At 67.3% G+C, this 18,173-nt stretch carries 18 protein-coding genes; 17 read left to right on the top strand and 1 reads right to left on the bottom strand.

Annotation, left to right across the window (positions count from 1 at the left end; all coding sequences use genetic code 11):
• The first annotated feature begins 19 nt into the window (after positions 1-19).
• The 14 genes from ASE20_RS13525 (at position 20) to ASE20_RS13460 (ending at position 13,425) form a co-directional block, all read left to right on the top strand.
• Positions 20-928, top strand: a complete 909-nt coding sequence (locus tag ASE20_RS13525; RefSeq protein WP_225869118.1) for an AEC family transporter — start codon at positions 20-22, stop codon at positions 926-928.
• 215 nt (positions 929-1,143) lie between these two features.
• A complete protein-coding gene (locus ASE20_RS13520; RefSeq protein ID WP_318655574.1) occupies positions 1,144-2,112 on the top strand; it encodes an aldo/keto reductase in 969 nt (322 codons plus the stop codon).
• 429 nt (positions 2,113-2,541) lie between these two features.
• Positions 2,542-3,336 (top strand): citrate/2-methylcitrate synthase, encoded by a 795-nt coding sequence (locus ASE20_RS13515; RefSeq protein ID WP_056895037.1) that lies wholly within the window; start codon positions 2,542-2,544, stop codon positions 3,334-3,336.
• A 12-nt stretch (positions 3,337-3,348) separates the two neighbouring features.
• Positions 3,349-4,539 carry a CaiB/BaiF CoA transferase family protein gene (locus ASE20_RS13510; protein WP_056895036.1) on the top strand — a complete coding sequence of 397 codons (1,191 nt, stop codon included), beginning with the start codon at positions 3,349-3,351 and terminating at the stop codon, positions 4,537-4,539.
• A gap of 66 nt (positions 4,540-4,605) precedes the next feature.
• Positions 4,606-5,754 (top strand): acyl-CoA dehydrogenase family protein, encoded by a 1,149-nt coding sequence (locus tag ASE20_RS13505; protein WP_056895035.1) that lies wholly within the window; start codon positions 4,606-4,608, stop codon positions 5,752-5,754.
• A gap of 60 nt (positions 5,755-5,814) precedes the next feature.
• Positions 5,815-6,705, top strand: coding sequence for an SDR family NAD(P)-dependent oxidoreductase (locus tag ASE20_RS13500; protein WP_235538819.1), 891 nt, complete (start codon positions 5,815-5,817; stop codon positions 6,703-6,705).
• A gap of 52 nt (positions 6,706-6,757) precedes the next feature.
• Positions 6,758-7,171 (top strand): hypothetical protein, encoded by a 414-nt coding sequence (locus ASE20_RS13495; protein ID WP_056895033.1) that lies wholly within the window; start codon positions 6,758-6,760, stop codon positions 7,169-7,171.
• A complete protein-coding gene (locus ASE20_RS13490) occupies positions 7,155-8,291 on the top strand; it encodes a thiolase family protein (protein ID WP_056895032.1) in 1,137 nt (378 codons plus the stop codon). Before ASE20_RS13495 ends, ASE20_RS13490 begins: the two co-directional genes overlap by 17 nt.
• A gap of 70 nt (positions 8,292-8,361) precedes the next feature.
• The gene (locus ASE20_RS13485; RefSeq protein ID WP_200952797.1) at positions 8,362-9,156 is read left to right on the top strand and encodes an enoyl-CoA hydratase/isomerase family protein; all 795 of its coding nucleotides are present in this window, start codon (positions 8,362-8,364) and stop codon (positions 9,154-9,156) included.
• Positions 9,157-9,195: 39 nt separating this feature from the next.
• Positions 9,196-9,816 (top strand): biotin carboxylase N-terminal domain-containing protein, encoded by a 621-nt coding sequence (locus ASE20_RS13480; protein WP_056895030.1) that lies wholly within the window; start codon positions 9,196-9,198, stop codon positions 9,814-9,816.
• A 20-nt stretch (positions 9,817-9,836) separates the two neighbouring features.
• On the top strand, positions 9,837-10,472 hold the full coding sequence (locus ASE20_RS13475) for a carboxyl transferase domain-containing protein (RefSeq protein ID WP_056895029.1): 636 nt from the start codon (positions 9,837-9,839) through the stop codon (positions 10,470-10,472).
• 74 nt (positions 10,473-10,546) lie between these two features.
• A complete protein-coding gene (locus ASE20_RS13470) occupies positions 10,547-11,524 on the top strand; it encodes a 2-hydroxyacid dehydrogenase (RefSeq protein ID WP_056895028.1) in 978 nt (325 codons plus the stop codon).
• A gap of 59 nt (positions 11,525-11,583) precedes the next feature.
• Positions 11,584-12,540: a glycerate kinase gene (locus ASE20_RS13465; RefSeq protein ID WP_200952796.1), complete on the top strand. Its 957-nt coding sequence runs from the start codon at positions 11,584-11,586 to the stop codon at positions 12,538-12,540.
• Positions 12,541-12,672: 132 nt separating this feature from the next.
• Complete coding sequence (locus ASE20_RS13460) at positions 12,673-13,425, top strand: IclR family transcriptional regulator (protein WP_056895027.1); 753 nt, start codon at positions 12,673-12,675, stop codon at positions 13,423-13,425.
• Positions 13,426-13,545: 120 nt separating this feature from the next.
• On the opposite strand, the gene ASE20_RS13455 is transcribed toward ASE20_RS13460, so the two are convergent.
• Complete coding sequence (locus ASE20_RS13455) at positions 13,546-14,970, bottom strand: MFS transporter (protein WP_225869115.1); 1,425 nt, start codon at positions 14,968-14,970, stop codon at positions 13,546-13,548.
• 283 nt (positions 14,971-15,253) lie between these two features.
• Here ASE20_RS13455 and ASE20_RS13450 point away from each other — a divergent pair, with 283 nt between their 5' ends.
• The 3 genes from ASE20_RS13450 (at position 15,254) to ASE20_RS13440 (ending at position 18,170) form a co-directional block, all read left to right on the top strand.
• On the top strand, positions 15,254-15,610 hold the full coding sequence (locus ASE20_RS13450) for a CoA transferase (RefSeq protein WP_200952795.1): 357 nt from the start codon (positions 15,254-15,256) through the stop codon (positions 15,608-15,610).
• A 46-nt stretch (positions 15,611-15,656) separates the two neighbouring features.
• The gene (locus tag ASE20_RS13445; RefSeq protein WP_056895025.1) at positions 15,657-16,382 is read left to right on the top strand and encodes a nitroreductase; all 726 of its coding nucleotides are present in this window, start codon (positions 15,657-15,659) and stop codon (positions 16,380-16,382) included.
• Positions 16,383-16,517: 135 nt separating this feature from the next.
• Positions 16,518-18,170 (top strand): CocE/NonD family hydrolase, encoded by a 1,653-nt coding sequence (locus ASE20_RS13440; protein ID WP_200952794.1) that lies wholly within the window; start codon positions 16,518-16,520, stop codon positions 18,168-18,170.
• Positions 18,171-18,173 lie beyond the last annotated feature (3 nt).

Here is an 18,173-nt window from a genome sequence, read left to right as displayed (position 1 = left end):
CTGACTGACTGTGGCAGGCGTGTTCGACGGCTTCGCCGTCATCGGGGTCGTGATTGGCTTCGGCGCACTCCTGGCCCATCTCGGCGTCGTCGACAGCGCAGGACAGCGGACCCTCAGCGCGGTCGCGTTCTTCCTGGCCAGCCCGGCCCTGCTGTTCACGGTGCTTCAGGAGAGCGACATTGCCGAGGTCTTCTCCGGGAACCTCGTCGCAATCTCGGCCGGCGTTCTCTGCACGTTGTCGGCGACCGTTGTGGTCGGCATCGTGCGTCGCGACGGATCTGCTCGGACCGTGGTCGCGGCCATGTGTTCGTCGTACTGCAACGCGGGCAATCTCGGGCTGCCCATCGCGGCCTACGTCCTGGGGAACACAGCCCTGATCGCGCCGATCCTGCTCCTGCAGTTGCTCGTATTGCAACCCCCGGCGCTCATGGTCCTCGACGCGGCCCGGAACTCAGGGCGCCCATCGTTGCGCAGCGTGGCAAGCAGACCGCTGCGCAACCCAATCACGGTCGCCAGCCTCGCTGGCGTTGGGGTCACGCTGGCGGAGCTCCGCGTTCCGGAGGTGGTGAACGCTCCGATCGCTCTGATCGGCGGTATGGCCGTTCCCTCAATGCTTCTGGCATACGGCGTCAGCCTCCGACTCGGCCCCCTGCCGGGCCGCGGGGTGCCGGCGGCCGATCTGGGGCTGGCCGTCGGCCTCAAGCTCCTCGTGCAACCGGCCGTCGCCTACGTGGTGGGTCGGCTGATCGGTCTCGACAACGAAAGCCTCCTCGCGGTGACCGTCATCTCTGCACTCCCCACAGCGCAGAACGTCTTCGTCATCGCCAGCCGCTACCAGCGCGCGGAACTGCTGGCTCGGGACGCGATCTTCGTCAGCACGTTCGGATGCGTGCCGGTCGTGATCGTAATCGTCGCTCTGCTGGCGTGAGCAGCTAGGAGATGCGCGTCGTCGAGCGACGGCGCCACGACCACGACAGGTCCACTTGCGGACGGCCCGCACCACAGACAAGGACACAAAGGTGGAGTCATGAGTGAGTGGCGTGACAGGAACCGGCCTGACCGCCGATCGGCCGAACAAGTGCGGCGACGCGCTTGTGCTGGAGGCGTGCCTGGAACGGGCGGCGCACGGGAGTCGGGGATTCCGTGGGCGCCGTGAGCTTCCCGGGTGTCCAGCGTCCGTCCTCCGCGATCGGGCTCGGGTGCATGCGCATCCGGGAGCTCGACGACGATGCCATGCGTGGCTGGTACGCCGCGGCCCGCGACGTGGGCATCGACTTCTTCGACCACGCAGCGGTCTACGGCTCCCGGCCGCACGAATGCGAGACGCGCTTCGGAGATGCGCTGCACCTCACGGCATCGCAGCGGGAGGAAATCACGCTGCAGACCAAGTGTGGAACCGTCGCCGAGGGGCCCTACCTCGACTTCAGCTACGACCACATCGTGTCGTCCGTCGAAGGATCTCTCCGGGCACTTCGCACGGACTACCTCGACATCCTCCTGCTGCATCGTCCTGACGCACTCGTCGAGCCGGACGAGGTGGCTCGTGCGTTCGACGATCTCGCCGCAGCGGGCAAGGTCCTTGCGTTCGGGGTGTCTAACCACACGCCACGACAAATGGACCTGTTGGCCACCGCTGTGGATCAGCCAATCGTCGCGAACCAGCTGCAGCTCTCGCTCGGACACGCACCCGCGGTCGCGCAGGGCTTCGCCATGAACATCGAGGGATCCGAGCAGGCACTAGTGGCAGATGGTGGAGGGGTACTCGACTACTGCCGGACGAAGGGAATCGCCGTGCAGGCCTGGGCACCGTTCCAGGCCGGACGATCACGAGGGGTCTTCCTCGGATCGTCCGACTTCCCCGTGCTGAACGCCGCCATCGATGAGCTGGCCCACATCCATGAGGTGCCTCCCGCCGCGATCGCGGCGGCGTGGATCCTGCGGCATCCGGCCGCCGCGCAGGTGCTCCTTGGCTCGACGAACCCGGCGCGCATCGCCGAGGCCGCTCGTTGTGCCGAGGTCACGCTCGCCCGCCCGGAGTGGTACGGGCTGCTCCATGCCGCGGGCTACCGCGCCCGGCCCGGCCCCCCGCCGAGCAGCGCGCGAAGCCGGTAGCCGAGCGCGTCACGCGGTCCAGCCGCCATAGGGACTACTCGCGCGCCATCGAGCCTGCCGCCCAGCCACGACTGGGCGGGTGTTCGCGCGCGTCGTTCTCCCTGCATCACTGCCTGCCCGCGCACCTCGATGGCGCGCTGGACGCCGCCCTCGCGACACCCGGCCTCGCAGATCTCAGTGACCGTCGCCACTCGAGGCCCTTGACGGAGGGGTTCCATCGCACTACCGTGGTCGTACCGACAAGCGGTACGGCGTGCCGCTAGACGGAACGCCGGGATCTGGTGGACAACAGGAAGAGCAGCCGTTCTGGCGCTCGCGACGAGTGCCGAGATTGGCAGAGCGGGCCGCGCGACCTCAGGGGAGCGGGACGGATCGGCGCAGCACCGGAGTCCCGACGTAGTTCCGGCACACGGCTAACTAGGAGTGGGAATGGCTGCAAGAGATACGAACTCGTGGGAGACGGCGATCTCCAAGATCGAGCCCCACGACCTCATCGTCAGGGGCGAGCGGATGAGCGAGCTCATGGGCAAGGCGTCGTTCGCCGAGGTGGCGTACCTGATCCTGGCGGGCAAGCGCGCGACACCGGGTCAAGCCAAGGTCCTCGAAGCACTCCTGATCTCCGTGATGGACCACAGCATCGCGCCGTCGAGCACCGTCGCGAGGCTCCTCGCTTCCTACGGCGTGCCGATCCAGGCGGCCATCGCCGGCGGCGCGCTGACCTTCGGTGACATCCAGGGAGGCGCCGGCCAAGAGCTGGCTCGCAACCTCCACTCGGTCGTGGAGCGGGTCAAGGCTGAGGGCGAGGTCACCGACGAGGCGCTCCGGCTGGCAGCGAAGGAGATGGTCGCCGATGCCAGGGCGCGCCGGGCGCCGCTCGACGGATTCGGCCACCCGCAGCACGATCCCGACTTCCGCACGCCCATCCTGCTCAAGCTGGCGAAGGAGCAGGGCGTCTTCGCGTACCACTGCGCGCTGCTCACCCACCTCGAGGACGAGCTGGCTGCGGCCATCGGACGCCGGGTCGGAGCCAACATCGACGGCGCTTCAGCTGCCATCCTTCTCGACCTCGACCTCAAGCCGGACGTGGCGCGGGTCCTGATCGTCACGCCCCGAACGGTCGGCCTGGCGGCTCACTACCTGGAGGAGATCGAGCAGGGCAACACGTGGCGTCACGTGCCCGTCGACCAGGTTGCCTACACCGGCCCCCTGCCGGAAGATGCCTGAGCGCAGCGAGCCATGAGCACTCTCAAGCCTCTGTCGGGGGTGAAGGTCCTCGACTTCACGCAGCTGATGGCGGGCCCGTCGGCGACGATGTTGCTGGCCGACATGGGCGCCGAAGTCATCAAGATCGAGCAGCTCGACGGCGAGCTCTCGCGCCGCCTCGGCGCCTCGTTGAAGACGATCTTCCTCGCCTACAACCGCAACAAGCGCTCGGTGTCGATGGACCTCAAGCGGGCCGAGGCGCAGGAGATCGTCAAGAAGCTGGTCGCCGACTGCGACATCGTCGTCCAGGGCTTCAGTCCTGGAGCGATGGATCGCATGGGCCTCGGCTACGAGGATCTCGTCAAGATCCAGCCGCGCCTGGTCTACGCGTCCTTGTCCGGATTCGGGCACCGGGGCGCCGGGGCAGCCAGGAAGGGTGTCGACGCCGTCGTCCAGGCCGAGACGGGCATCATGGCCGCGACGGGCGACCCGGACGGCCACCCGTTCAAGGTGGGCTTCCAGGTCGTGGACGGCGCGGCGGGCCTGGCACTGGCCCAGGCGATCCTGGCGTCCCTGCGACTTCGCGACATGACCGGCGAGCCGCAGCACGTGAGCACGTCCCTCTACGACGTCAGCGCCTTCCTGCAGGGTCACTACTTCGTCGAGGCGTCCGTGACCGGCTCCGAGGTGTCCAGGACAGGCAACACTGGTGGGGAGCTGGCCTATCCCACCGACATGTTCGAGACGTCCGACGGTGGCTACATCCAGATGGCGGCCTATCTTCCCGAGCAGTGGCGACTCCTGTGCGAGGCCATCGAGAGGCCGGACCTCTACAGCGACCCCCGGTTCGCAGACGGATCGTCGCGTGTCGCGAACCGGAAGCTGCTGCGCACCGAGCTCGTGAACGCCATCGGCGCGCGCACGCGCGACGAGTGGACGGCTCGATTCCGTCGTAACGGCATCATCGCAGGCCCCGTGCTCGCCCACGTCGACGTGATGCGCAGCGAGGAAGCACGGCAGAACAACACCTTCGTGCAGAGCGAGTCCGGCGACCAGCGCTACACGGCCGTGCGCATGCCCTTCACGTCAGAGGCGTACGACATTCCGGCCCTGGCCTCCGCTCCCCAGCTGGGTGCGGACACCGACAAGGTCCTCGCGGAGCTGGGCTACACCCCGGAGGCGATCGCTGCCCTCCGCGAGTCGGGAACGGTCGCAGGAAGCTGAAGTCCTAGGGGTTGGGAGCGTTCCCGCCCGTCCAGCGCACGGCATCAAAGAAATGGAATCGTGGCAATGAACTTCGACGAAACCGAAGACCAGAACGCGCTGCGCCTTGCCGTGCGCGAGGTCATCGACAAGGAAGCACCGCAGGAGCGCGTCAAGGAGTGGGACGAAGCGGCCCACTACCCCGAGGAGTTCTACGGCCTTCTCGCGTCGCTCGGCTACTACGGCCTCCCGCTCCCCGAGGAGTACGGCGGTGGCGGCCAAGGTGTCACCGGCATGGTCATCGTGGCGGAGGAGCTTGCTCGCCGCGGCCTCGAGTTCGGCGCTGGCTACGGCAACACGATCTTCCTCGGCATGAACATCCTGCGTAACGGCACCGAGGCTCAGAAGGCGTACCACCTTCCGCGCGCGATCTCTGGTGCGGAGCGCTACAGCATCTGCATGACCGAGCCCGAGGCCGGCAGCGACGCAGCCAGCATCCGCACGACGGCCCGGGAGGAGGACGGCGGGTTCGTCCTCAACGGGCAGAAGCTCTACATCACCGGAGCGGGGCTACCCAACACGATCCTGCACGTCACCGCGATCACGGATCCAGGCGCGGGCCGCCACGGCGGGATGACGATGTTCCTGATCCCGGCGGACACCCCCGGCATCGAGGTACGACGACTGCGCACGGTCGGTCGCCACCTGCTGGGGACCAATGAGGTCTTCTTCGACAACGTCCGCGTCGAGCGCGACCAGATCCTCGGCGAACTGAATGGAGGCTGGGACGTCCTGCACTCCAACCTGGAGCTCGAACGTGCTCTCACCTGCGCCGGCTTCATCGGTGCGCTCAGCACAGTGTTCGAGATGACTAGGAACTACGTGAGCGAGCGCAAGCAGTTCGGTCGGCCCATCGGGGCTTTCCAGGCGGTGGCCCACCCGATCGCGGACATGTACTGCGACCTGGAGGCAGCCCGGCTCCTGACCTACAAGGCAGCAAGCATCCTGGACGCCGGGAAGCCCGCCTTCACGGAGGTGACGGCAGCCAAGCTGTTCGGCTCCGAGGCCCTGCAGCGCGCGACGAACACTGGTATGCAGCTGATGGGCGGTGCCGGCTTCATGCTGGAGTACGACATGCAGCGCTACTGGCGCGAGGCGCGCGTCGCCACCGTGACGGCCGGTAGCTCCCAGATCCAGCGCACGGTGCTCGCTCGAGCAGTTGGTGTCGCGAAGTGATGCGGACCCCTTTCCGCCACGAGATCCAGTGCTGCGCCGCGCAGCCAACTGCAACGAAGGATGTGGACCATGGCTGCTCTTGAGGGTCGCGTAGCAATTGTCACCGGTGCAGGCCAGGGCCTGGGTCGCGAGCACGCCCTGTTGTTCGCCGCTGAGGGGGCGTATGTCGTGGTCAACGACGTCGGGCCCGGCCTCGCCCACGCCGTCGTTGAAGAGATCACGGCAGCCGGTGGTCGGGCGATCGCCCACACCGACAGCGTCAGCGACTGGAGCGCGGCCGAGGGCCTCGTCGAAGCGGCCGTGCAGGGCTTCGGTGACCTGCACGTGGTCGTCAACAACGCGGGCATCCTGCGCGACCGCATGCTGGTCAACATGACCGAGGAGGAGTTTGACTCGGTCGTCGATGTCAACCTCAAGGGGACATTCGCGGTCGGCCACTTCGCTGCGCGCTACTGGCGGGAGCAGTCGAAGCTGGGCCATGACGTGGATCGGGCCCTCATCAACACCTCGTCGGGTGCAGGGATGCAGCCCGGTGTCGGGCAGACGAACTATGCCGCCGCCAAGGCCGGAATCGCAGCTATGACCCAGGTCTGGTCCAAGGAGCTTAAGCGGGTCGGCGTCCGGGTCAACGGCATCGCGCCCTTCGCGCGGACCCAGACCACTCAGGCGACGCCGGGTCTCGTCGAGCGCCTCGCCGAGACCGAGTCAGATCCGGACTTCGATCCGTACCACCCCGGAAACATCTCACCGCTCGTGGCCTACCTGGCGTCCACCGACTGCATCATGACGGGCCACGTGTTCCGAGTCGTGGGCGACCTGATCGGCGTGTACGAGGGCTGGCACCTGGTTGACACCTTCGAGAACGGTCGTCGGTGGGAGATTCCCGGCGTCGCCAAGGCCCTGTCCAGCGTCCCCGCGGAGCCGGTCGTCGAGCCGCCAAAGATGCCCTGACGGGCAACCCACGGCAGTCATTCACCAACAACGCGCGAGATCGGAGAAGCCCATGGCCAGGCCAACGGAGGAGACGGCACCAGAGCCGCCCCGGATCTGGGAGAAGACCGGGGGCGGTGCGGTCCTGATCGGGTGGGCCTGCGGGCAGTGCGGTCAGCGCGGTCTGCCTCGCCAGTACTTCGGCTGTGAGCGATGCGGCGCGCCCCGAGAGGACATCTCGGAGTCAGCGCTTGCTGCTCGCGGCGTTCTGCGGAGCTCGGCGTCGATCGAGCGCCACGCCGTGTGGCCGGTGCCGTTCCTGATGGGTGAGGTCGAGCTCGACGACGGTCCGATCGTCCACTCCTTCCTCTCTGCCGAGACGGCGTGGGAGCCGGGCATGAGGGTCGCTGGCGACGCCGATGACCTGTCCCGAGAGCCGTACCTGATCTTCGTGCTGGAGGAGAAGCCGCATGGCACGCATCACTGATCTCCGCCCGGTGCACGTAGCCGGCATCGGCCTGCATCCGTACCAGTACCCGACGGAGACGTCGTACATCGAGCTGGGCCTGCACGCTGTGCGCGAGGCCCTGGCCGACGCCGGCGTGCCCTGGCCCAGCGTCGAGGCTGCCTTCGTCGGCACTGCGCGGCTCGGGATGGCAGCGGGGGTGCCGATGCTGAGGTATCTCGGGATGACCGGCCTGCGGGTGTCGCAGGTCGAGAACGCCTCGGCCACCGGCTCCACGGCGTTTCGCCAAGCCGTCGCCGAGGTCGCCAGCGGTCTCGCTGACGTGGCCATCGCCATCGGAGTCGACAAGGCTCTGGGCAAGATCGCGGCAGCGGGCACGGGCATCACCCCGATCTCGCCGGCAGCCGACATCCCGTTCGCGCGGTACGCGCTGCTGACCGAGCGCTATCTCGCCGAGGCCGGTTACACCAGGGAGCAGATCGCCATGGTCGCGGTGAAGAACCACGGCAACGGCGCCCTCAACCCCTACGCCCAGCGCCGCAAGAAGAGGACCCTCGAAGAGGTGCTGGCGGCACCCGCCGTCGCGGGTCCCCTGAACGGCCTCCAGATCACTCCCCAGGGTGAGGGCGCCGCTGCGGTGATCGTGATGTCCGAGGACGCCATCCAGCGGTACGGCGTGGCGCGTGACCGCACCGTGCGGGTTGCCGCCTCGGCCACCACCAGCGACCAGGCGTTCGACGGCCAGAACGCCGACGTGGCGCTCACCGTCAGCGCCACCAACGCCGCCTACGAGGAGTGGGGCGGCGACCCCAAGGACCTCGACATCGTGGAGGTGCACGACGCCTTCGCCATCGAGGAGCTGCTGTTCGTGGAGGCCATGGGCCTCTGCCCGCCGGGCGCAGGTGCCGGCGAACTCGCCGCCGGATCGTTCAACATCGGCGGGCGTACCGCCGTCAGTCCCTCCGGTGGCCTGCTCGCCATGGGACACCCGCTCGGCCCGACCGGACTCGGGCAGATCGCCGAGATCACGCGACAGCTGCGCGGAGAGGCGGGCGACCGCCAGCACCCTGGCGCCAAGACCGGCCTGGCTCACATGGTCGGCATCGGCCCCGTGTGCGTCGTACACATCTTGGAGCGATAGAGCTCGTTAACCGTCCGACGTGGGCCGGCGACGGCTCACCCATCGACCCTTCCCAGAATGGAGAATCGTCTTGTCCGACCCCGTGGAGAACGACCTCAAGGTCGAGCGCTCCGGTCATACGCTCGTCATCACCCTGAACCGCCCTGCGTCCCTGAACGCCGTGACGACGCCGATGAGCCTGGCCATCGCCGACGCCCTCGAGGAGGCCCAGACCGACGACGACATCCGCTCCGTCGTCATCACCGGTGCGGGCCGAGCCTTCTGTGCCGGTGCCGACATCAAGGAATCGCTGGCTGGTCGGCCCGAGATTCCCGAGCGGTACCAGGCGTGGGGGTGGGGCGGCTTCGTACGGCACTTCATCAGCAAGCCCGTCATCGCGGCCGTCAACGGACTCGCGCTCGGTGGTGGCATGGAGCTCGTGCTCGCCACCGACCTCGTGGTTGCCGATGAGAAGGCGGTGTTCGGCCTCCCCGAGGTGAAGATCGGCACCCTGGCTGCTGGTGGCGGATGCTTCCGTCTCCTGCAGGAGCTTCCGCCCAAGGTTGCCCTCAAGCTGCTGTGGACGGGCGATTCCATCGATGCCGACGAGGCACTGCGCCTAGGCCTCATCAACGAGGTGGTTCGGGATGGTCGCAGTACGCTGGAGGCGGCACTCGAGCTGGCCGCGTCGATCAACAAGAACGCTCCGCTCTCGGTCCAGGCGATCAAGAGGATCGCGTACGGCGTCGGTGACGGCACCGATGTCGAGGACAACTTCTGGCGCGTCACCAAGAAAGAGCAGCTCGGAATCCTTCAGACCGAAGACGCGGTTGAAGGTCGTCGCGCTTTCGTCGAGAAGCGTGAGCCCGCCTGGCAGAACCGCTGATCGCTGACTGAGGGAGGGCCCGTGCGCGATCGTGTGTTAGTGGCCAATCGGGGCGAGATCGCGATCCGCGTCTGCCGCGGTGTCCGCGCTGCCGGGTACGACCCGGTCGTCATCTACAGCCGGGATGACCAGGGCTCCCTCCACGCCTCGGCCGCAGAGTACCGGCACTCCCTGCCGGGTGCCGGTCCCGCGGCGTACCTCGACATCGACCAGGTCGTCGATGCCGCCGTGACGACCGGGTGCACCTTCGTGCACCCCGGGTACGGCTTCCTCAGCGAGAACGCGGACTTCGCCCGTGCCTGTGAGGCGACGGGTCTGACGTTCGTCGGGCCCTCGTCGGATGTCCTCGACCTGTTCGGGGACAAGGCAGCTGCTCGCGACCTGGCGGGGAAGTCCGGGGTCCCGGTGGTTCCGGGGAAGGTCATCGACACCCCGGCTGACGTCGCGGCGTTCATGAAGGACGCGGCTGGCGCTCCGGTACTTATCAAGGCCACCGCGGGCGGCGGTGGCCGCGGGATCCGGTTGGTCGAGTCGGTCGACGAGGTCGATGCGGCGTTTCGTGTCTGTCGTGAGGAGGCGCTCGTGGCCTTCGGGTCGGGCGAGCTCTACGTCGAGCGGTTCCTGGCCGGCAGGCCGCGCGCGCCGTCGTCCTCGAGTTGAGGTCGGGGTTCGGTCGCGCAATGGTGACCGGCCTGGGCAGGGTCGAAGGCATCCCGTTCGGTGTGATCGCCAACAACGCCGCGGTGTCAGGTGGCGCGATCGACAGTGAGGCGGCGGACAAGGCGGCGCGTTTCATGCAGCTCTGCGACGCGCACCGGCTTCCGATCCTCTCGTTGTGCGACACCCCGGGCAACATGATCGGCCCCGTCTCGGAAGCAACAGGTCTGGTCCGCCACTGCAGCCGGCCCTTCGTCGTGGGCGCCAACCTCACGGTGCCGATCTTCGCCGTACTCGTGCGCAAGGCCTACGGACTTGGTCGACAGTCGATGCTCGGCGGATCCATGAGGGCCCCGCAGTTCACCGTGGCCTGGCCCGGCGCCGAGTACGGCTCCATGGGCCTCGAGGGCCAGGTCAAGGCGGGGCGCAGGCGTGAGCTGGAGGCGATCAACGACCCGGAGGAGCGCGACCGGCGGTTCCAGGAGATGGTCGACGAGCTCTTCGACAAGGCCCGAGCGGTCAATGCGGCCGCCGCCTTCTCGGTCGATGAGGTGCTCGACCCGGTCGACACCCGTGCGTGGCTGACCGCGGGCATCAGGTCGCTCGACCCAGCCACCTTGGCGAAACGTGAGCGGCGCTCCCATGTCGACACCTGGTAGCACCTCGCCCGGACGTCGTGCCGGTTCGGTTATCACAGGAACCTCCCAAAAGAAGTAGGACGAAAGTGACGCGAATGCCCGATCCCCACGTGTTCCTCACTCGCCCGGTGTCCGAGCGCGTCCTGCAGGCCGCACGCGAGTCGTTGCCTGCGACTCTCCGGGTGCACGCCGACACTGAGTGGCCGCCTGATCGCCCGGCGCTGCTCGACGGCTCTCGCGGCGCATCGGGCCTCATCACGATGCTGACCGACAAGGTCGACGACGAGGTGCTGGAGGCCGCCGGACCTCAGCTCCGGGTCGTGGCCAATGTCGCCGTCGGCTTCGACAACATCGACGTCGACGCTGCAGCCCGACGAGGCATCATCGTCACGAACACGCCCGGGGTGCTGGACGAGGCGACCGCGGACCTCACGCTCGCCCTGATCCTCTCGACCACGAGGCGGCTGGTCGAGGCTGACAGGTTCGTGCGCACGGCGACGCCGTGGATTTGGGGTCCCCAGAGCTTCGTGGGGCTCGACCTCAGCGCAGGGGCAACGCTGGGGATCGTCGGCCTCGGCCGGATCGGCATGGCGACCGCGCGTCGCGCCCACGCCTTCGGCATGAGGATCCTGGCCACGGGAAGCCGCGCCACGTCCGAGGAAGCGAAGAGTCTCGGTGTGGAGTCCGTGGACCTCGCGCAGCTGCTCGGGCGCAGCGACGTCGTGTCGCTGCACTGCCCCCTGACCGAGGAGAGCAGACACCTCATCGGTGGCGAGGAGCTGGCCGCGATGAGGAAGGGGAGCTACCTCATCAACACCGCGCGCGGACCGTTGGTCGACGAGGAGGCCCTCGCCGATGCCATCGAGTGTGGACACCTGGCCGGCGCGGGCCTCGATGTGCATGAGAACGAGCCACGGGTCAACGATCGATTGCGGCGCATGGACGAGGTCGTCGTCCTGCCGCACATCGGGAGCGCCGGTGCCGCAACCCGCGACGCCATGGCCGGCATGGCGGTGGACAACGTCGTCGAGGTCCTGTCCGGTAGAGCACCTCTCACGCCGGTGACCGGGTGATGCAGCGGTCGGGAGCCTCCGGAAAGCACCTCGGCGGCTCGGCGAGCCCTACCGTGTTGGTGGCCCCGGACAGCTTCAAGGGGACCTACGCCGCCGCCGAGGTGGCGGCTCACATCGCGCGCGGCGCCCGGGCAGCGGGCGCCACTGCGGTGGAGTGTCCCTTGGCGGACGGTGGCGAGGGAACCTACGACGTCCTTCGGCACGCCCTCAGCGCCGACGTGGTGGAGGTGGAGACCGTCGGTCCGTGGCGGGACCCGCTCCGGGCTGCCTACGCGCTCACGCGCGAAGGCGTGGCGATCATCGAGCTGGCCGCCGCGAGCGGCCTGGGGCTTCGCCGCGACGACGACGACGCCCTGGCATCCGACACCTTCGGCACGGGCCTCCTGGTTGCCCACGCTGCCGAGCGGGGAGCGGGGCACATCGTCATCGCTGCAGGCGGCAGCGCCACGACCGATGGCGGAGCCGGGGCGGTCGCCGCCATCGCGGAGCGAGGTGGTCTCCGCGGCGCACGGATCACCGTGCTGTGCGACGTGACGACGAGCTTCGAGGACGCAGCCGTGGTGTTCGGTCCCCAGAAGGGTGCCGATCCCGACCAGGTAGGACTTCTCACCGCTCGCCTGCACGAGCAGGCCGGCGGCTATCCGAGCGATCCTCGTGGCGTGGCCCGCACGGGTGCGGCCGGAGGGTTCAGCGGAGCCCTGTGGTCCTGGTACGGCGCAGAACTGGTCTCCGGCGCTGACTACGTCCTCGACATGATCGACTTCGACCGGCTCGCGGGCGACGCCATGGCGATCGTCGTCGGAGAAGGACGGCTGGATTCCCAGACCCAACAGGGCAAGATCATCTCCGCGGTGCTGACCCGCGTGGCGAACAAGCCGGTTTTTGCCGTCGTGGGGTCGATCGACCTCGATCTTGGCGAGTTCGCAGAGCGGTTCGATGGCATCATGGTCGCGTCCGACCCAACGGCCCTGGCCGAGGCCGGGGCGCGCGTCGCGGAGCGTGTGCGCCCCGCCTGACCGGACAAGCGTCCCGGCGGGAGATGCCACGAGAAACCCCCACCGCGCGTAGTGTCCCGTTGTGCGGCCTCTCGTTCCACAGGATGGTACGTTTGGGCGCATGCAAACGGGTCTGCGGACAGGGGATTTCGGATGAGCGTCGTCCAGAGCGTCCTCACGGCAACGCGTGTTCTGGAGCGGTTGTCCGAGCCCGGTCTCGTGGGTGTCTCCGAGATCGCGCGCGACCTGGGGGCCCCCAAGAGCTCGGTGCAGCGCATGCTGCTCACGCTCAAGGAGGCCGGCTGGGCCGCGGACGTTCGTGGCGAGACGACCCGCTGGACCCTGACACCCAAGATGTTCCGTCTCGGGCAGCACCACCACGCGGGGAACGGACTCCGCTCGACCGCACTGCCCGTGATGGAGCAGTTGCGTGACGCGACGCGAGAGACCGTCCACCTAGTCGTCCAGCGGGATGACACGGTCGTGGTCGTCGAGTGTCTCGACAGTCCCCAGGCGGTCCGCGCCCATGTCGATCCGGGGGATGTCCTGCCGCTCCATGCGTCCACCAACGGGCGCGCGCTCCTGTCCACGCAACCCGAACAGGTTCTGCGGGACCTGATTTCCAAGGGGCTGACGGCGTCCACCCCGTCGACCGTCACCGACCCGGCCGCTTTCGAGGATGTCATTCGTCGAGCCCGAGAGCGGGGCTTCGCTTCGGGCGAGGGTCAGTTCCGCGACGGTGTCCACGCCGTCGCTGCCCCGATCGTCGTCGGCGGCGTGGGTATCGCCAGTATCGGCGTGTCCACGCCAGCTCAGCGAATGACCCCTGAACTGGAAGAGGCGTTCGGTCAATACGTGATGGACGCTGCGCGCACCATCGCTGGCCGTTTCGGAGAAGACCTGTAGGCGAAGTCGCCTGCGCCCACGGCTCGTTGCCAGAAAGCCCGGCGCCAGACCACGGGATGCTCCGACGCCGGACGGGCTCTCGACTCGCTGAACGCATCCCAGGCGTGTGGCAGCGGTCCGTCAACTACCTCGGTGAGCGCCCTCCAGGAGACTGCGCTCAGTGATGGACCCAACCTGCGGGGCTGTCGTCTTGCCCTTCCAAGCCGCGATCAGGAACATAACCCCGCCTGCGGCGAACATCATGGAAACCCCTGTCGTACTGGCAGTTCCAGAAGCACTGACGAGACCGAGCGCCACCACCGGTCCGAATCCGGCCGCAACGGCGCCGCTCGACTCCTTGCCCACTCCCAAGCCCGTGACGCGTGTGTTGGTCGCGAACTGCCGAGCCATGAATGGGCTCGCCGCAACCGACAGCAGCGGTGCAAGAGCGCCCGTTCCGAGGATCAACGCTATCCAGATCCCGAACGAGTTCCCGGTATCGAGCAGCCAGAAGAACGGGAAGGAGTACAGGATGACCAGCGCTCCGCCGAATGCCAGGACGCGCTGAACCGGAACAGCGTCACACAGCCTTCCGCATATGGGCGTCCAGATGATGGCGAACAGGCTGGCAAGGGTGACACCGAAGCTGCTGACGGCTCCGCTGACGTCCTGGAACTCGGAAAGGTAAGACAGCGAGAAGGTCTTCCAGAGCGTCGCGACGAGCGCGTATCCCGCGTACACCACGAAGACAATGACCAATCCTCTCCAGTCGGACCTGAAGAGGTCCGCCATGACCCGGGACCAACTCCGCTTGCTTTCCTGGGCGGGCATTGCGGTGAACTCGGGGCTCTCGGGAAGCTTCAAACGAATGACATACCCGACCAGCGCCAGGACGAAGCTGGCCACGAACGGAATCCGCCAGCCCCAGGAATAGAAGAAGTCGTCACCGATCAAGGCCAATCCAGCGACTGTCAGCGATGCGCAGAATACGCCGAGGTTGACGCCTAGCGTCGGCAGGGAACCGAGTCGTCCTCGGGTGCCTTCGCGGGCGTACTCATAAGACACGGCAATCGCGGAGCTGAACTCTGCGCCTGCCCCGACTCCTTGGACGATTCGAAGAACGACGAGCAGGATCGGTGCCGCCACGCCGATGGTCGCGTAGGAGGGCAGCAGTCCCATGAGTCCGGACGAGATGCCCATCATGATCAAGCTCCACGAGAGGACAGCCTTTCGGCCGAACTTGTCTCCGATGATGCCGAACACCAGTCCGGCGAAGGGGCGAGCGAGAAAGCCGATGCCGAAGGTTGCCAATGCGGCCATGGCGCTGGCGACGGAGTTCTCAGAGGGAAAGAAGGTCGGTCCGATCACCAGTGCGGCCATGGCCGAATAGAGAAAGAAGTCGAAGTACTCGAGAGCAGTGCCGACGACGATGGCCGCGCCGACCCGTTTCTGGGATACCCGAGGGGTCGTCGATTGGTCGGGTTGCGAGCCTGGAGCAGTCATCGCGTGTTCACTTCCGGCAGTCGAGGTGGTGGCGAGACGAACCTCGCCCGAGATGTGCCGCACAATGGAACGTCGTGCCACTGTGTGACCCAAACATGATGGGCGTCACATGCCTCGGTGTCAACGGCTGGGGCTCGACAGGAGCGGGATGGGCGGTGAAGCCGTCGCGGTCCACGGCGGCTCCTGATCCTTGACACGTCACCCTGGGGCCGATCACACTGGATGGACCACAGAGTGGAACGGTGTGCTGTGTAATGGAACAGATCCGCCAGGGCCGGCCTTGCCGGGGTACTCCGCCGCTCCTAGACGCGGGCATTCATGTGGCCAACCGCAGGGAGAGATGAGCGTGAGCGTAGATCGCAGCGTCAACGGGCCGCTTTCCGGCATCCGGGTGATCGACATCGGCACGATGGTCGCGGGCCCTGTCGCGGCAACGCTGCTCGCGGACCTCGCCGCCGACGTCATCAAGGTCGAGCAGCCGGTCAGCGGAGACACACTGCGTCACGTCGGACCCCACGGTGAAGAGGGCGACAGCCTGTGGTGGAACGTCGAGGCGCGCAACAAGAAGTCGATAACGCTCGACCTGCGCCACTCAGACGGTCAGCGGATCCTCAAGGAATTGGTCAAGGACGCAGACGTGGTCGTGGTCCTCGGCCTCTCCACCGGACAGATCGCCGCAGGTCGCGAGTCCGGCGTCATCTAGTCCACAAATCCTGCCGGACAGAAATCAGAAAGCTAGGAGTCCTGGGATGGTCACCGCCCGCCTCACGACCGTCGTGAACGATCCGACGAGCGTCGAAGCAGCTATCGAAAGCCGCTTCTCCTGCCGCGCCTTCCTGCGGGACAAGCCGGTCTCCCGCAACGACATCGAGGAAATCCTGCATGTGGCGCGCCAGTCCGCCTCGGGGGTCAACACCCAGCCATGGCGCGTTTACGTACTGCAGGACCAGAGCAGGGACGACCTCGTCTCTCAGGTGTGCGAGGCGGATGACGCGGTCTTCGCCAACCCGGCGAGCGCGGAGAAGTACCGCGACCAGCCGGACTACTACCCGCAGGAATGGGTCTCCCCTTACATCGACCGGCGCCGCCAGAATGGCTGGAGCCTGTACAGCCTTCTGGGCATCAGCAAGGGCGAGAAGGAGAAGATGCACGCGCAGTCGCAGCGCAACTATCACTTCTTCGACGCCCCCGTAGGGCTGATCTTCACCATCGACCGCGTCATGGGCCGGGGCTCGCTCCTCGACTACGGCATGTTCCTCCAGAACATCATGCTCCTTGCCCGCGCACGCGGCCTGCACACCTGCCCCCAAGCAGCGTGGAACTACTACCCGAAGGTGATCCTGCCGTTCATCGGCGCTGGCGAGGAAGAGGTACTGGTCTGCGGGATGGCTCTCGGCTACGCCGACGAATCGGCTCGCGTGAACACCCTCGAGACGCCGCGGGAAACGGTTGAGAGCTTCACCCGCTGGATCTGAAGGAACGCCGACGAGGCTGACCGCTTGCACGGTCTCCCGCCATCCCAACACCCCCGAGAAAAGGTTCTGACGGTGAGTACAGCAGAGAGTGTGGGCCAACAGGTCGATGACTTGGACCGCGCGTCGTGTTCATCCGTGCTTGTCGACTTCGACGTCCCCGCACGCATGCGCGACGGCGTCGTGTTGCGAGCCGACATCTATCGCCCTGCGGGTGAGGGATCTTGGCCGACACTGGTCGTCCGGACCCCCTACGGCAAGGGCTCGATCACCGAGAACGCATGGAACGGGGTCTCGCCCACGGAGGCCGCCCGGCGCGGCTTCCTGGTAGTGGTCCAAGACGTCCGCGGCCGCTTCGCGTCAGATGGCGTGTGGGAAGTGCTCCGGCACGAGGGTCACGACGGGGCTGACACGATCGCATGGGCCGCGCGGCTGGCCGGCTCGAACGGCCGCGTCGGCATGGTCGGAGGCAGCTACTGCGGCAACACCCAGTGGCAGGCGGCGATCGAGCAGCCGCCAGCGCTCAAGGCGATCACGCCTCTGTTGACCTGGGCCGACCCGCGAGACGGCCTCGTGTCCCGCGGAGGGGCGATGGAGTTGGCGATCGCCACCTCGTGGCCGCTGGCACAGGGATTCGACTGGATGACCCGCCTAGGCCTACCTGACGACGAACTCGGGGAGCGCGCGGGCACCCTGATCCGCGACTACGACCGCCTAACGGACGAAGGTCTCTGGGACCTCCCCGTCACTGCGCTGCCCGTTATGCAACGGCACGCGCCGCCGTTGTTCGTGGAACTCGATGCCGTCAACGACTTCGAGGCGACCAACCACCTGGCCATCACCGGCCACGAGCGAGTCGAGGTGCCCACTCTCCAGACCGCCGGATGGTTCGATGCACTCCTCAAGGGCACCCTCGACAACTACCTGGCGATGCGGGTGCTGGGCAGGGAGACACGGCTGATCATCGCCCCGTGGACGCACATGGAGTTCGGGGACAAGGTAGGTGACCAGATGTTCGGCGTCATGTCCATGCGCGATGCGTTCGCCTTCCCAAACGGCTCTTGGAGCGACGAGGTCCTGACCTTCCTCCGCAGCCATCTCGTCAATGACGCGCCGACCGCCGAAACGCCGCCGGTCCAGCTCTTCGTAATGGGCCGCAACGAGTGGCGTTTCGAAGAGGCCTGGCCGTTGGAGCGCGCACGTTCCGAGCAATGGCACCTGCACGCCGACGGCAGCCTGAGCACTGCGGCGCCCGCTGTCGATGCGGCCCCGAGCGAGGTCGTCTACGACCCGGCTGATCCCGTCCCCACACACGGCGGGACGCTCATCCTCCACCCCTTCGAGCGCGGCCCCGTCGACCAGGCACGGATCGAAGCGCGACCTGACGTCCTCCTCTTCACCTCTGAGGTCCTCGAGGAGGACCTTGAGGTCACGGGCCCCCTCCGGGTACGGCTCCACGTCGAGAGCTCGGCTCCGTCGGCCGACTGGGTCGCTCGGCTTTGCGACGTCGGACCGGACGGACGCTCGCTGAACCTCGCCGACGGCATCTTCCGCATCGACAGTGGCGCCGACTCGTGTCGCGAGATCGAGATCGACCTCTGGGCGACGAGCAACGTCTTCCTGGCGGGTCACCGGATCCGGGTGCAGATCACCAACAGCTGCTTCCCCCGATGGGACCGCAACCTGAACACCGGCGACCAGGACAACCCCAACTTCACTTCCGCGCTGCAGCGGGTACACCACGACGCGAGGTGGCCGTCGTACATCGAGCTGCCGGTCGTCCCATGTTGAGAA

Source organism: Nocardioides sp. Root240 (assembly GCF_001428825.1).
In the GTDB taxonomy this organism is placed as follows: domain Bacteria; phylum Actinomycetota; class Actinomycetes; order Propionibacteriales; family Nocardioidaceae; genus Nocardioides.
This window is presented reverse-complemented; position numbering and strand designations above follow the sequence as displayed.

Coding starts and splice junctions, on each gene's coding strand:
- ASE20_RS13515 (WP_056895037.1), top strand. CDS start 2,542: ATGGCTGCAAGAGATACGAACTCGTGGGAGACGGCGATCTCCAAGATC.
- ASE20_RS13510 (WP_056895036.1), top strand. CDS start 3,349: ATGAGCACTCTCAAGCCTCTGTCGGGGGTGAAGGTCCTCGACTTCACG.
- ASE20_RS13505 (WP_056895035.1), top strand. CDS start 4,606: ATGAACTTCGACGAAACCGAAGACCAGAACGCGCTGCGCCTTGCCGTG.
- ASE20_RS13500 (WP_235538819.1), top strand. CDS start 5,815: ATGTGGACCATGGCTGCTCTTGAGGGTCGCGTAGCAATTGTCACCGGT.
- ASE20_RS13495 (WP_056895033.1), top strand. CDS start 6,758: ATGGCCAGGCCAACGGAGGAGACGGCACCAGAGCCGCCCCGGATCTGG.
- ASE20_RS13490 (WP_056895032.1), top strand. CDS start 7,155: ATGGCACGCATCACTGATCTCCGCCCGGTGCACGTAGCCGGCATCGGC.
- ASE20_RS13475 (WP_056895029.1), top strand. CDS start 9,837: ATGGTGACCGGCCTGGGCAGGGTCGAAGGCATCCCGTTCGGTGTGATC.
- ASE20_RS13470 (WP_056895028.1), top strand. CDS start 10,547: ATGCCCGATCCCCACGTGTTCCTCACTCGCCCGGTGTCCGAGCGCGTC.
- ASE20_RS13460 (WP_056895027.1), top strand. CDS start 12,673: ATGAGCGTCGTCCAGAGCGTCCTCACGGCAACGCGTGTTCTGGAGCGG.
- ASE20_RS13445 (WP_056895025.1), top strand. CDS start 15,657: ATGGTCACCGCCCGCCTCACGACCGTCGTGAACGATCCGACGAGCGTC.